The following is a 13,760-nucleotide window of genomic DNA, read 5'->3' as shown; positions in this document are numbered from 1 at the left end:
TTCTGTCAAGCATTTTCTCATTAAAAACCTGAGGTTAGCTGCGTTGACGTCACTTTGCGGCGTTAACCATTAAAGGTCTTCACTGCGAAGCGGGCGCCATTCTATGCAAACTAATCGGCGGGCGCAACCCCTTCGCAGGGCATTATTTTATGTTTTAACTCATTGAATTCTCTAGAAAGGTTTTTCAGCTGCGAGTCATCTAGCCAACGCCGGCTTTCTGGTGCCACACGCACCCAGTAACCATCAGACCCGGGAGGAGCCCTCAGCAAGGACTCGAACTTGATTTCCATGCCACTCAATCGCCGCTCAACCGCCTGAGCCGCCTCCTGACGAGTAAAGCCGCCAAGATAGAGACATCCATCGTCTGCCTGGACAGGCTTTCCTTTATCACGAGCCGCGTCAGTCGTCTCACTCAACAAGCGAATATCCTGCTGCGACCCCCGATACAAACTCAAAGGGGTTACATCCTTCGCACGCAAAGGAGCCTCTTGTTGGTGCCAGATGTAATAGAACACATTGAGAACAAGCAGCAGCAGAAACAACCAACGCATAAAAACCTCAGGACAAGGGGCACGCCATCGCCAAACCTACAAACACCAGATCAGGAACCACCCTGGCCTCAGTCACGATCTCGGAAACCAGGTCTGCATCCCCTCCAGTGAGGAACACAACAAAATCATCCCCCCAATAGCTACGCGCCAACTCTAACTGCGTCAGGACAAAGCCTCTCAGCATCAACAAGCACCCCCGCTCGACCGCTTCGACAGTTGTTCGACCAGGAACGAGACTTTCCAGAGCGCGCTCGGCTGCCAGATCGCCATAACGAATTCTACGAGTATGGGTACGCAATTGGTTTCGCATCAGCGGCATACCCGGACATATAAACCCTCCGAGATGCTCTCCATTCCCGGAGATGAAGTCCGCAGTAACAGCCGTACCAAAATCAAGCACAAGACAAGCGCCCGAGGCCAGATGGAATCCCCCAAGCATCGCCAGCCAACGGTCGAGCCCTAACCGCTCGAACTCCTCATAACCATTACGAACCCCGGACATTTCCCGGGACGGCGCCGCGCATACCACCGACACACCAAAAGCTTCTGTCAGCAGAGAAACCAGCGCACTGGTTTCATCCGAGGTCCTGACACTGACCAAACGACAAAACTTGAGAGCGAGCCCCTTGAGCGCTTTTAAACCCTCCAACAACGCGAGGTCCGAATCTACGACCCCCTCGCCAACCACCCGCCGAACATCCGCGTCTAGCACACGCCACTTGATAAAACTGTTTCCGCAGTCGAGCTCAAGAATCATCACGCAACCTCAGACTGAGCTCACCACCACTAAAGACTTTTTCCACACCACCCACCTTCAAGCGTAGAGCACCCTGACTATCAATACCCAGCACTTCGCCTTCTATATGGTTAACGCCTGCGATCAACGACACGGCTCGCCCCTGCCAGAGATGATTTTGCTCCCACTCTGCCTGGATAGCTGAAAATCCGTCGACTTGATGACGACACAGATATGCCTGGAGCATCGCGCCCAACTCCCCGACCAAGTGATTTCGATCAAACACCTTGCCCGACTCTAGCCGCATGGACGTCCACTGCTGATCCACCTCATCGGTAATCTGCATGTTCACATTAATTCCCACGCCCAGTACAACGTGACACACATCAGCAGGATCCCCCACCAGCTCGAGCAATATCCCGGCAATCTTCTTCTGACCCACCAGAACATCGTTGGGCCACTTCAATCCAGCCCCCGAAATACCGAGCTCTCGCAAGGCCTGCATGACGGCGAGCCCAACAACTAGACTCAAGCCTTCCAGCTGGCGCATTCCACCGTCAATACGTAGCACGAGGCTGTAATAGATGTTTTCTGCAAATGGGCTCGCCCACTTTCGTCCACGCCGCCCGCGACCTGCAGTTTGCCGTTCCGCGAGCACCAGAAAGGGCGCCGCTTGACCCCGCTCTATGGCACGCAAAGCCTCGGCATTAGTGGAGTCAATTGAATCGAAAACCAGGATGGGCCAATCACAAGAAGGCGCTTGTTCTCTTATCTCGACAGGATCAAGCAGCGTCAATGGCGCAGCCAGTTGATAGCCGCGACCCCGCACCTTATGAATGGATAATCCCAGCTCAGCTTCTAAATGCTGAAGCTGCTTCCAAACGGCACTACGACTGACACCCAAGGCGACGCCCAAGGCCTGACCCGAATGGAATCGGCCATCTTTAAGAAGCTTTAACAATGTCAGCATGCAAGTCTCGCCTCACAATGAGGCCCGCATGATAGCCATGCCCCGCGCCATTGCATAGAAACCCTACAGGTCAGTTTTCCTGCGGACAAAACAAAACCCCTACCTGCATACGCAGATAGGGGTTTCGGAATTTAATCTTGACGATGACCTACTCTCACATGGGGAAACCCCACACTACCATCGGCGATGCATCGTTTCACTGCTGAGTTCGGGATGGGATCAGGTGGTTCCAATGCTCTATGGTCGTCAAGAAATTCGGGTACTGAGTCGTAGCCAGTTGGCTTCGCTTCAGCAAATTGGGTATGTGACAGCTTTCGGTGTTTTGTGAGATTCGAACTTTCGGTTCATTTCGTCTTCACACACCGCAATCTGATGCTCTTTCGAGTAGTCAAATTGCTTGGGTGTTATATGGTCAAGCCTCACGGGCAATTAGTATTGGTTAGCTCAACGCCTCACAGCGCTTACACACCCAACCTATCAACGTCGTAGTCTTCGACGGCCCTTCAGGGGACTCAAGGTCCCAGTGAGATCTCATCTTGAGGCTAGTTTCCCGCTTAGATGCTTTCAGCGGTTATCTATTCCGAACATAGCTACCCGGCAATGCCACTGGCGTGACAACCGGAACACCAGAGGTTCGTCCACTCCGGTCCTCTCGTACTAGGAGCAGCCCCTCTCAAATCTCAAACGTCCACGGCAGATAGGGACCGAACTGTCTCACGACGTTCTAAACCCAGCTCGCGTACCACTTTAAATGGCGAACAGCCATACCCTTGGGACCGGCTTCAGCCCCAGGATGTGATGAGCCGACATCGAGGTGCCAAACACCGCCGTCGATATGAACTCTTGGGCGGTATCAGCCTGTTATCCCCGGAGTACCTTTTATCCGTTGAGCGATGGCCCTTCCATACAGAACCACCGGATCACTAAGACCTACTTTCGTACCTGCTCGACGTGTCTGTCTCGCAGTCAAGCGCGCTTTTGCCTTTATACTCTACGACCGATTTCCGACCGGTCTGAGCGCACCTTCGTACTCCTCCGTTACTCTTTAGGAGGAGACCGCCCCAGTCAAACTACCCACCATACACTGTCCTCGATCCGGATAACGGACCTGAGTTAGAACCTCAAAGTTGCCAGGGTGGTATTTCAAGGTTGGCTCCACGCGAACTGGCGTCCACGCTTCAAAGCCTCCCACCTATCCTACACAAGCAAATTCAAAGTCCAGTGCAAAGCTATAGTAAAGGTTCACGGGGTCTTTCCGTCTAGCCGCGGATACACTGCATCTTCACAGCGATTTCAATTTCACTGAGTCTCGGGTGGAGACAGCGCCGCCATCGTTACGCCATTCGTGCAGGTCGGAACTTACCCGACAAGGAATTTCGCTACCTTAGGACCGTTATAGTTACGGCCGCCGTTTACCGGGGCTTCGATCAAGAGCTTCGCGTTAGCTAACCCCATCAATTAACCTTCCGGCACCGGGCAGGCGTCACACCCTATACGTCCACTTTCGTGTTTGCAGAGTGCTGTGTTTTTAATAAACAGTCGCAGCGGCCTGGTATCTTCGACCGGCATGGGCTTACGCAGTAAATGCTTCACCCTCACCGGCGCACCTTCTCCCGAAGTTACGGTGCCATTTTGCCTAGTTCCTTCACCCGAGTTCTCTCAAGCGCCTTGGTATTCTCTACCCAACCACCTGTGTCGGTTTGGGGTACGGTTCCTGGTTACCTGAAGCTTAGAAGCTTTTCTTGGAAGCATGGCATCAACCACTTCGTCACCCAAAGGGTAACTCGTCATCAGCTCTCGGCCTTGGAATCCCGGATTTACCTAAGATTCCAGCCTACCACCTTAAACTTGGACAACCAACGCCAAGCTGGCCTAGCCTTCTCCGTCCCTCCATCGCAATAACCAGAAGTACAGGAATATTAACCTGTTTTCCATCGACTACGCTTTTCAGCCTCGCCTTAGGGACCGACTAACCCTGCGTCGATTAACGTTGCGCAGGAAACCTTGGTCTTTCGGCGTGGGTGTTTTTCACACCCATTGTCGTTACTCATGTCAGCATTCGCACTTCTGATACCTCCAGCAAGCTTCTCAACTCACCTTCACAGGCTTACAGAACGCTCCTCTACCGCATCACCTAAGTGATACCCGTAGCTTCGGTGTATGGTTTGAGCCCCGTTACATCTTCCGCGCAGGCCGACTCGACTAGTGAGCTATTACGCTTTCTTTAAAGGGTGGCTGCTTCTAAGCCAACCTCCTAGCTGTCTAAGCCTTCCCACATCGTTTCCCACTTAACCATAACTTTGGGACCTTAGCTGACGGTCTGGGTTGTTTCCCTTTTCACGACGGACGTTAGCACCCGCCGTGTGTCTCCCATGCTCGGCACTTGTAGGTATTCGGAGTTTGCATCGGTTTGGTAAGTCGGGATGACCCCCTAGCCGAAACAGTGCTCTACCCCCTACAGTGATACATGAGGCGCTACCTAAATAGCTTTCGAGGAGAACCAGCTATCTCCGAGCTTGATTAGCCTTTCACTCCGATCCACAGGTCATCCGCTAACTTTTCAACGGTAGTCGGTTCGGTCCTCCAGTTAGTGTTACCCAACCTTCAACCTGCCCATGGATAGATCGCCCGGTTTCGGGTCTATTCCCAGCGACTAGACGCCCTATTAAGACTCGCTTTCGCTACGCCTCCCCTATTCGGTTAAGCTCGCCACTGAAAATAAGTCGCTGACCCATTATACAAAAGGTACGCAGTCACCCAACAAAGTGGGCTCCCACTGCTTGTACGCATACGGTTTCAGGATCTATTTCACTCCCCTCTCCGGGGTTCTTTTCGCCTTTCCCTCACGGTACTAGTTCACTATCGGTCAGTCAGTAGTATTTAGCCTTGGAGGATGGTCCCCCCATATTCAGACAAAGTTTCTCGTGCTCCGTCCTACTCGATTTCATGACTAAGAGATTTTCGCGTACAGGGCTATCACCCACTATGGCCGCACTTTCCAGAGCGTTCCGCTAATCTCAAAGCCACTTAAGGGCTAGTCCCCGTTCGCTCGCCACTACTAAGGGAATCTCGGTTGATTTCTTTTCCTCAGGGTACTTAGATGTTTCAGTTCCCCTGGTTCGCCTCTTAAGCCTATGTATTCAGCTTAAGATAACCATCTTATGATGGCTGGGTTCCCCCATTCAGACATCTCCGGATCAAAGTCTGTTTGCCGACTCCCCGAAGCTTTTCGCAGGCTACCACGTCTTTCATCGCCTCTGACTGCCAAGGCATCCACCGTATGCGCTTCTTCACTTGACCATATAACCCCAAGCAATCTGGTTATACTGTGAAGACGACATTCGCCGAAAATTCGATAATACTCAGTTAAGAGCAACTCACAAATTTTACCTTAGCCTGATCCGTTACCAGTGAAAGTAACGTTCAGTCTATCTTTCTATCACATACCCAAATTTTTAAAGAACGATCTAGCCAAAGACTAGAAATCAACATTCACCATCATCACGATGGAATGCTCATTTCTAAGCTTTCAACAAACAGAAGCAGTAGTGGTGGAGCCAAACGGGATCGAACCGTTGACCTCCTGCGTGCAAGGCAGGCGCTCTCCCAGCTGAGCTATGGCCCCGTATTTCTACAGGTTCCCACACAAAATTGGTGGGTCTGGGCAGATTCGAACTGCCGACCTCACCCTTATCAGGGGTGCGCTCTAACCAACTGAGCTACAGACCCAATTTCGGGCTGCTTCTTTATCGTCTTCTTCAATGAATCAAGCAATTCGTGTGGGAACTTATGGAGCAGCTGATGTCGTCGATTAAGGAGGTGATCCAGCCGCAGGTTCCCCTACGGCTACCTTGTTACGACTTCACCCCAGTCATGAATCACACCGTGGTAACCGTCCTCCCGAAGGTTAGACTAGCTACTTCTGGTGCAACCCACTCCCATGGTGTGACGGGCGGTGTGTACAAGGCCCGGGAACGTATTCACCGCGACATTCTGATTCGCGATTACTAGCGATTCCGACTTCACGCAGTCGAGTTGCAGACTGCGATCCGGACTACGATCGGTTTTCTGGGATTAGCTCCACCTCGCGGCTTGGCAACCCTCTGTACCGACCATTGTAGCACGTGTGTAGCCCAGGCCGTAAGGGCCATGATGACTTGACGTCATCCCCACCTTCCTCCGGTTTGTCACCGGCAGTCTCCTTAGAGTGCCCACCATTACGTGCTGGTAACTAAGGACAAGGGTTGCGCTCGTTACGGGACTTAACCCAACATCTCACGACACGAGCTGACGACAGCCATGCAGCACCTGTCTCAATGTTCCCGAAGGCACCAATCCATCTCTGGAAAGTTCATTGGATGTCAAGGCCTGGTAAGGTTCTTCGCGTTGCTTCGAATTAAACCACATGCTCCACCGCTTGTGCGGGCCCCCGTCAATTCATTTGAGTTTTAACCTTGCGGCCGTACTCCCCAGGCGGTCAACTTAATGCGTTAGCTGCGCCACTAAGAGCTCAAGGCTCCCAACGGCTAGTTGACATCGTTTACGGCGTGGACTACCAGGGTATCTAATCCTGTTTGCTCCCCACGCTTTCGCACCTCAGTGTCAGTATCAGTCCAGGTGGTCGCCTTCGCCACTGGTGTTCCTTCCTATATCTACGCATTTCACCGCTACACAGGAAATTCCACCACCCTCTACCATACTCTAGCTTGTCAGTTTTGAATGCAGTTCCCAGGTTGAGCCCGGGGATTTCACATCCAACTTAACAAACCACCTACGCGCGCTTTACGCCCAGTAATTCCGATTAACGCTTGCACCCTCTGTATTACCGCGGCTGCTGGCACAGAGTTAGCCGGTGCTTATTCTGTCGGTAACGTCAAGACACCAACGTATTAGGTTAACGCCCTTCCTCCCAACTTAAAGTGCTTTACAATCCGAAGACCTTCTTCACACACGCGGCATGGCTGGATCAGGCTTTCGCCCATTGTCCAATATTCCCCACTGCTGCCTCCCGTAGGAGTCTGGACCGTGTCTCAGTTCCAGTGTGACTGATCATCCTCTCAGACCAGTTACGGATCGTCGCCTTGGTGAGCCATTACCTCACCAACTAGCTAATCCGACCTAGGCTCATCTGATAGCGCAAGGCCCGAAGGTCCCCTGCTTTCTCCCGTAGGACGTATGCGGTATTAGCGTCCGTTTCCGAGCGTTATCCCCCACTACCAGGCAGATTCCTAGGCATTACTCACCCGTCCGCCGCTCGCCACCAGGTACAAGTACCCGTGCTGCCGCTCGACTTGCATGTGTTAGGCCTGCCGCCAGCGTTCAATCTGAGCCATGATCAAACTCTTCAGTTCAAACATCTTTGGGTTTTTAAGAAACCCTAAACTTGGCTCAGCAATCGTTGGTTACATCTTTGATTTCTCGCGGAGTAACTTGTGATGCTGATAATCTTGTTGACTATCAGTCTGACTCCACAAGCACCCACACGAATTGCTTGATTCAGTTGTTAAAGAGCGGTTGGTTAAGATCTTTCGTCTCAACCGAGGCGCGCATTCTACAGCAGCCTCTGTTGCTGTCAAGCGGTTATTTTCTGAAGTTTTCAAAGTTTCCTTTGCAACTTCAACCACTTGCGCTTGCGATCTCTCGTTAGCGGGAGGCGAATTCTACAGCGTTACTCGCTGCTGTCAACACCTCTTTTGTTCCGCTTTCGACCGAGAAGATCGAATCGTCAATTAGGCAAAAACAGACCGCCTGATCAACTCCTTCTGGGCTTCGATGACCTGAAGTAACTCGCCGTCGAAAACTGCGTAACTCATTGTTTACCAAGGAGTTTTCCGTTTCGACTGCGCCGGAAGTGGGGCGAATTATAGACTTCCAGAATCTGCCGTCAACCCCTAATTCGAGCTTTACTCGGATTTGAGCGTAATACGCGCAAATGCCTTCTTCCCAGCCTGGCAGACATGGGTCGCGCCCAGTGCGTATATAAAGGTGCGATCGACCACCTCACCATCTATACGCACACCACCAGAACCTAGAAGGTCCCGCGCAACAGCCGAGTTCTTGACCAGACCTGCCTTATTAAGGACAGCAGCAATCGGCATGTCTTCAGCAGCAGTCAATTCGATCTCTGGCAGATCGTCCGGCAGCTCACCTTCCTTCATACGGTTACCCGCCCCACGGTGCGCACTGGCCGCCGCCTCTTCACCATGGAAACGCGCAACGATCTCTTCAGCCAGCTTGATCTTGATATCACGCGGATTGGCACCCGCCTCGACATCGGCACGGAATGCATTGATCTCCTCCATGGAGCGGAAACTGAGCAATTCGAAGTAGCGCCACATCAGCACATCCGGAATGGAAACCAGTTTGCCGTACATCACACCCGGCGCTTCCTGAATACCCACGTAGTTGCCCAAGGACTTGGACATCTTTTTCACGCCATCCAGACCTTCGAGCAGCGGCATGGTCAGAATGCACTGAGCCTCTTGACCATATCCACGCTGCAGTTCACGCCCCATCAACAGGTTGAACTTCTGATCAGTACCACCCAGCTCGACATCCGCGCGCAAAGCAACCGAGTCATAACCCTGAACCAGCGGATAGAGGAACTCATGAATGGCGATCGGTTGATTGGTGGTGTAGCGCTTGTCGAAGTCGTCGCGCTCGAGCATGCGAGCCACGGTGTACTGAGAAGTCAGGCGAATGAAGTCGGCCGGCCCCATCTGATCCATCCAGGTGGAGTTGAACGCAACTTCGGTTTTCGCCGGATCAAGAATCTTGAAAACCTGGGTCTTGTAGGTCTCGGCATTCTCGAGAACCTGCTCGCGGGTAAGAGGAGGACGTGTCGCACTCTTGCCGCTCGGATCGCCGATCATCCCGGTGAAGTCACCTATAAGGAAGATCACCTGATGCCCCAGCTCCTGGAACTGGCGCAGCTTATTAATAAGCACGGTATGCCCCAGGTGCAAATCCGGCGCGGTCGGATCAAAGCCTGCCTTAATACGTAGCGGCTGGCCACGCTTGAGCTTTTCGATCAGCTCGGACTCGACCAACAGTTCTTCCGCACCACGTTTAATCAGCGCTAGCTGCTCTTCAACCGACTTCATAACAGACCCGCAAGGCTCGAATTCAAAGGGAACCAACCATACAAGATCGCGCGTCAAATACAAGTTTTGCCCGGCGCACGGACACCAATCCACAGACTCAGCGTTCGCGGACTTGCTTCAGGGATGATTTGGTTATATTTTATACAGTTATTTCATCTTCATCATGTCATTCATCTTTTCCAATTCATCTTTTTCAAAGTCAAAAATTACCTATGACCAAAGAATCGTCTAAAGCGCCGCCGCTTTACCCGAAGACCCACCTGCTCGCAGCAAGTGGCATCGCCGCTCTTCTGAGCCTGGCGCTTCTGGTATTTCCTTCCAGTGATGTTGAAGCCAAAAAGACGACCCTGAGTCTTGAACTGGAAAGCCCTGCTGAACAACTGACACAAGATCAAGACGCTGCCGAGGCCGTCCAGGCCACAAATGAGCCAGCAGCTTCCCCTTTTGCGCAGATCGAAAACAGCGCCGAAGAACCCCAGGAAACCGCACAGGCCGCGCCAGCGCCGGCGCCAGTGATCGAAGAAAAAAAGTCTCCAAACCACAGGGAAGTGATCGTTTCTAAAGGCGATACCCTCTCCACCCTGTTTGAAAAAGTCGGCCTTCCAGCAGCTTCGGTGCATGAAGTGCTGGCGAGTGACAAGCAGGCCAAGCAGTTCAGCCAACTCAAACACGGCCAGAAACTCGAATTCGAACTGAACCCCAATGGCCAACTGACCAACCTTCACAGCAAGGTCAGCGACGTCGAAAGCATCACCTTGACCAAGAATGACAAGGGTTATGCATTCAACCGCATTACCGCCAAGCCGACCGTGCGCTCGGCCTATGTTCATGGCGTGATCAACAGCTCGCTGTCGCAGTCCGCTGCACGCGCCGGTTTGTCCCACAGCCTGACCATGGACATGGCCAGCGTGTTTGGCTATGACGTCGACTTCGCCCAGGATATTCGCCAGGGTGACGAGTTCGATGTCATCTACGAACAGAAAGTCGTCAACGGCAAGGCTGTCGGCAATGGCCCGATCCTTTCCGCTCGCTTCACTAACCGCGGCAAGACCTACACCGCCGTGCGTTACACCAATAAACAAGGCAACAGCAGTTACTACACTGCTGACGGCAACAGTATGCGCAAGGCGTTTATCCGTACCCCGGTGGACTTCGCCCGCATCAGCTCGAAATTCTCGATGGGCCGCAAGCACCCGATCCTGAACAAGATCCGCGCTCACAAAGGCGTCGACTATGCAGCGCCGCGTGGCACTCCAATCAAGGCAGCCGGTGACGGCAAAGTGTTGCTGGCCGGTCGCCGTGGCGGCTACGGCAACACCGTGATCATCCAGCACGGCAATACCTACCGTACGCTGTACGGCCACATGCAGGGCTTTGCCAAAGGCGTGCAGACGGGCAGTAGCGTCAAGCAAGGCCAGGTGATCGGCTATATCGGTACCACCGGACTTTCCACCGGACCGCATTTGCATTACGAGTTCCAGGTCAATGGCGTGCACGTCGACCCACTAGGTCAGAAAGTGGCGATGGCCGATCCGATCTCCAAAGCCGAGCGCGCACGTTTCCTCGCGCAGAGCCAACCGCTGATGGCGCGCATGGATCAAGAGAAATCCACGCAGCTGGCTTCGAGCAAGCGCTAAGCCATGACGTTCTATATAGGCGTGATGTCCGGGACCAGCCTCGACGGCCTGGACATAGCGCTGGTCGAGCTGGCCCCGGCAATCAAACTGATCGCCACGCACTACATTCCCATGCCTGACTCACTGCGCACCGAGCTGCTTGGCTTGTGCGCCAGCGGCCCAGACGAGATTGCCCGCTCCGCCATCGCCCAGCAAAACTGGGTGAAACTGGCGGCACAGGGTATCCACACCCTCCTCGACCAACAAAAACTGAAACCCGAAGACATTCGCGCGATTGGCAGCCACGGCCAGACCATTCGCCACGAGCCGGCGCGCGGCTTCACCGTGCAGATTGGCAACCCTGCCCTTCTGACCGAGTTGACCGGCATCACAGTGGTCAGCGATTTTCGCAGCCGCGATGTTGCAGCTGGCGGACAAGGCGCCCCACTGGTTCCAGCCTTTCACGAAGCGTTGTTTGAAGAACGCGCAGACAATCGCGCGGTATTGAACGTTGGCGGATTCAGCAACCTCAGCCTGATCGAACCCGGCAAACCGGTAGCCGGTTTCGACTGTGGCCCGGGCAATGTTCTGCTGGATGCCTGGATTCATCAGCAGCGCGGCGAAAACTTTGATCGTGACGGTCAATGGGCTGCCAGCGGCAAGGTCGAACCGGCTCTGCTGAACGAACTGCTCAGTGATCCATTTTTCGTGACCAAAGGCCCCAAGAGCACCGGCCGTGAAGTGTTCAACCTGCCATGGCTGACACAACATCTATCGAAACTGCCGACCTTCGCCGCCGAAGACGTGCAAGCAACACTGCTTGAGCTGACCGCACTGACCATTATCGAGTCACTGCAGAACGCCCAATCAGATACCCGGGAACTGTTGGTCTGCGGCGGCGGCGCCCACAACGCCACGCTGATGAACCGCTTGGCCAGCTTGCTGCCGAACACCAGGGTCAGCAGCACTGCGGCTTACGGTGTAGACCCGGACTGGGTCGAAGCCATGGCCTTCGCCTGGCTGGCCCATTGCTGCCTTGAAGGCATCGCCGCCAATCGCCCGAGCGTCACCGGCGCAAGCGGCCTGCGCGTACTCGGCGCTATATACCCTGCCTGACCACCCAAACCAAATCCCGGACAGCAAAACGCCGCAGAGCCCTGAGGCCATGCGGCGCTTGGTGATGCGATGATTGCGATCAGATCGAGAACGAAGAGCCGCAGCCACACGTGGTGCTGGCGTTCGGATTCTTGATCACGAAGCGCGATCCTTCCAGACCTTCCTGATAATCCACCTCGGCACCTGCCAGGTACTGGAAGCTCATCGGGTCAACGACCAGACTCACCCCTTCGCGCTCGACAATGGTGTCGTCATCGGCCACTTCCTCATCGAAGGTGAAGCCGTACTGAAAACCTGAACAACCGCCACCCGTAACGAATACGCGCAGCTTCAAGCGATCATTCCCCTCTTCATCGACCAGGCTCTTCACCTTGTGCGCGGCACCGTGGGTGAATTGCAAAGCCGTGGGGGTGAAGGATTCGACGCTCATGCTAACTATCTCCCGGCGTTACGCCGCCATAATGCGTGATGACGCGCATTATCCGCTTCTCCTAGAAAATCGGTCAACTATTGTTACGGTATATCAATCAACCCAATCGTAAGCCTGGAATGCAAAAAGGCCCGTCAGACGGGCCTTTTTGCTAAGCGGGCTAAAGCCTTACGGCAACATGCCAGCGTGAGACAAGCCCAGGCGCTCATCCAGCCCGAACAGGATGTTCATGTTCTGCACCGCCTGACCCGACGCACCTTTGACCAGGTTGTCGATCACCGACAACACCACCACCAGATCACCATCCTGCGGACGATGCACCGCAATACGGCAAACGTTGGCACCACGCACGCTGCGGGTTTCCGGATGGCTGCCGGCCGGCATGACATCGACGAACGGTTCGTTGGCATAACGCTTTTCAAACAGTGCCTGCAGATCCACCGAGCGATCCACGACGGTCGCGTAGAGCGTCGAGTGGATGCCTCGAATCATTGGCGTCAGGTGCGGAACGAACGTCAGACCGACGTCCTTGCCCGCGGCACGACGCAGACCCTGGCGGATTTCCGGCAGGTGACGGTGACCTTTGACGGCGTAAGCCTTCATGCTTTCCGACGTCTCGGAGTACAGCGAACCTACAGACGCGCCACGACCGGCACCACTGACGCCGGATTTGCAGTCAGCAATCAAACGGGTGGTATCGGCCAGACCTGCTTCAAGCAATGGCAGGAAACCCAATTGCGTAGCAGTCGGGTAGCAACCCGGCACGGCGATCAGACGAGCCTGCTTGATCTGCTCGCGATTGACTTCCGGCAAGCCGTAAACCGCCTCTTCCAGCAGTTCCGGCGCGCCGTGCGGCTGACCGTACCACTTGGCCCACTCATCGGCGTCCTGCAGACGGAAGTCCGCCGACAGGTCGATGACTTTGGTCCCGGCCGCCAACAGTTCGCCAGCCAGCGCATGGGCAACACCGTGAGGCGTGGCGAAGAACACCACGTCGCAGGCGCCCAGCGTCTTGATGTCCGGAACGCTGAACGCCAGGCCATCGTAATGACCGCGCAGGTTCGGATACATATCAGCCACGGCCAGACCGGCCTCGGATCGGGAAGTAATGACGACCACTTCTGCTTGCGGATGCTGCGCCAACAGACGCAGCAGTTCGACACCGGTGTAACCCGTGCCGCCGACGATACCGACCTTGACCATAAACCTGCCCTCAACGAACCCACTGGAAAGCCGTC

At 54.3% G+C, this 13,760-nt stretch carries 8 protein-coding genes, 2 tRNA genes and 3 rRNA genes; 2 read left to right on the top strand and 11 right to left on the bottom strand.

The genetic code is table 11. From position 1 onward, the window contains the following. Positions 1–110: 110 nt before the first annotated feature. The 9 genes from PMI27_RS10945 to tyrS all read right to left on the bottom strand — a co-directional run bounded on the left by PMI27_RS10945 (position 111) and on the right by tyrS (position 9,360). Positions 111–551, bottom strand: coding sequence for a hypothetical protein (locus PMI27_RS10945; protein WP_008145487.1), 441 nt, complete (start codon positions 549–551; stop codon positions 111–113). Between the two features lie 7 nt (positions 552–558). Beyond that, positions 559–1,308 (bottom strand): pantothenate kinase, encoded by a 750-nt coding sequence (locus tag PMI27_RS10950; RefSeq protein WP_008145486.1) that lies wholly within the window; start codon positions 1,306–1,308, stop codon positions 559–561. After that, on the bottom strand, positions 1,298–2,257 hold the full coding sequence (birA, locus tag PMI27_RS10955; RefSeq protein ID WP_008145485.1) for a bifunctional biotin--[acetyl-CoA-carboxylase] ligase/biotin operon repressor BirA: 960 nt from the start codon (positions 2,255–2,257) through the stop codon (positions 1,298–1,300). Before birA ends, PMI27_RS10950 begins: the two co-directional genes overlap by 11 nt. Before the next feature lie 135 nt (positions 2,258–2,392). Further along, a 5S ribosomal RNA gene (rrf, locus tag PMI27_RS0229565) occupies positions 2,393–2,508 on the bottom strand. Positions 2,509–2,665: 157 nt separating this feature from the next. Beyond that, positions 2,666–5,557: ribosomal RNA gene (locus PMI27_RS0229560) — 23S ribosomal RNA — on the bottom strand. A 249-nt stretch (positions 5,558–5,806) separates the two neighbouring features. After that, positions 5,807–5,882, bottom strand: a tRNA-Ala gene (locus PMI27_RS0229555). Between the two features lie 27 nt (positions 5,883–5,909). Then, positions 5,910–5,986 (bottom strand) — tRNA-Ile (locus tag PMI27_RS0229550). Between the two features lie 83 nt (positions 5,987–6,069). Continuing rightward, positions 6,070–7,608, bottom strand: a 16S ribosomal RNA gene (locus PMI27_RS0229545). Together the 16S, 23S and 5S rRNA genes with 2 tRNA genes alongside form the textbook arrangement of a ribosomal RNA operon. Before the next feature lie 552 nt (positions 7,609–8,160). Then, positions 8,161–9,360: a tyrosine--tRNA ligase gene (gene tyrS / locus PMI27_RS10960; protein WP_008147257.1), complete on the bottom strand. Its 1,200-nt coding sequence runs from the start codon at positions 9,358–9,360 to the stop codon at positions 8,161–8,163. A 212-nt stretch (positions 9,361–9,572) separates the two neighbouring features. Between tyrS and PMI27_RS10965 the strand changes: the two genes are divergently transcribed. Next, complete coding sequence (locus PMI27_RS10965) at positions 9,573–10,997, top strand: peptidoglycan DD-metalloendopeptidase family protein (protein WP_008147254.1); 1,425 nt, start codon at positions 9,573–9,575, stop codon at positions 10,995–10,997. 3 nt (positions 10,998–11,000) lie between these two features. Beyond that, on the top strand, positions 11,001–12,092 hold the full coding sequence (locus tag PMI27_RS10970; RefSeq protein ID WP_008147253.1) for an anhydro-N-acetylmuramic acid kinase: 1,092 nt from the start codon (positions 11,001–11,003) through the stop codon (positions 12,090–12,092). Between the two features lie 79 nt (positions 12,093–12,171). Here PMI27_RS10970 and erpA read toward each other — a convergent pair whose 3' ends face one another. Continuing rightward, positions 12,172–12,522, bottom strand: coding sequence for an iron-sulfur cluster insertion protein ErpA (erpA, locus tag PMI27_RS10975; RefSeq protein ID WP_007947969.1), 351 nt, complete (start codon positions 12,520–12,522; stop codon positions 12,172–12,174). A 168-nt stretch (positions 12,523–12,690) separates the two neighbouring features. Beyond that, the gene (gene argC, locus PMI27_RS10980) at positions 12,691–13,725 is read right to left on the bottom strand and encodes an N-acetyl-gamma-glutamyl-phosphate reductase (protein ID WP_008147251.1); all 1,035 of its coding nucleotides are present in this window, start codon (positions 13,723–13,725) and stop codon (positions 12,691–12,693) included. Positions 13,726–13,760: the final 35 nt, after the last annotated feature.

It is taken from the genome of Pseudomonas sp. GM41(2012) (assembly GCF_000282315.2).
Taxonomy (GTDB): domain Bacteria; phylum Pseudomonadota; class Gammaproteobacteria; order Pseudomonadales; family Pseudomonadaceae; genus Aquipseudomonas.
The sequence above is the reverse complement of the archived record's forward strand: the minus strand, read 5'-3'. Positions and strand labels throughout refer to the sequence as shown.

Bases quoted from the DNA above. Each gene is read 5' to 3' on its own strand.
- PMI27_RS10945 (WP_008145487.1), bottom strand. From the start codon at position 551: ATGCGTTGGTTGTTTCTGCTGCTGCTTGTTCTCAATGTGTTCTATTAC.
- PMI27_RS10950 (WP_008145486.1), bottom strand. From the start codon at position 1,308: ATGATTCTTGAGCTCGACTGCGGAAACAGTTTTATCAAGTGGCGTGTG.
- birA (WP_008145485.1), bottom strand. From the start codon at position 2,257: ATGCTGACATTGTTAAAGCTTCTTAAAGATGGCCGATTCCATTCGGGT.
- tyrS (WP_008147257.1), bottom strand. From the start codon at position 9,360: ATGAAGTCGGTTGAAGAGCAGCTAGCGCTGATTAAACGTGGTGCGGAA.
- PMI27_RS10965 (WP_008147254.1), top strand. From the start codon at position 9,573: ATGACCAAAGAATCGTCTAAAGCGCCGCCGCTTTACCCGAAGACCCAC.
- PMI27_RS10970 (WP_008147253.1), top strand. From the start codon at position 11,001: ATGACGTTCTATATAGGCGTGATGTCCGGGACCAGCCTCGACGGCCTG.
- erpA (WP_007947969.1), bottom strand. From the start codon at position 12,522: ATGAGCGTCGAATCCTTCACCCCCACGGCTTTGCAATTCACCCACGGT.
- argC (WP_008147251.1), bottom strand. From the start codon at position 13,725: ATGGTCAAGGTCGGTATCGTCGGCGGCACGGGTTACACCGGTGTCGAA.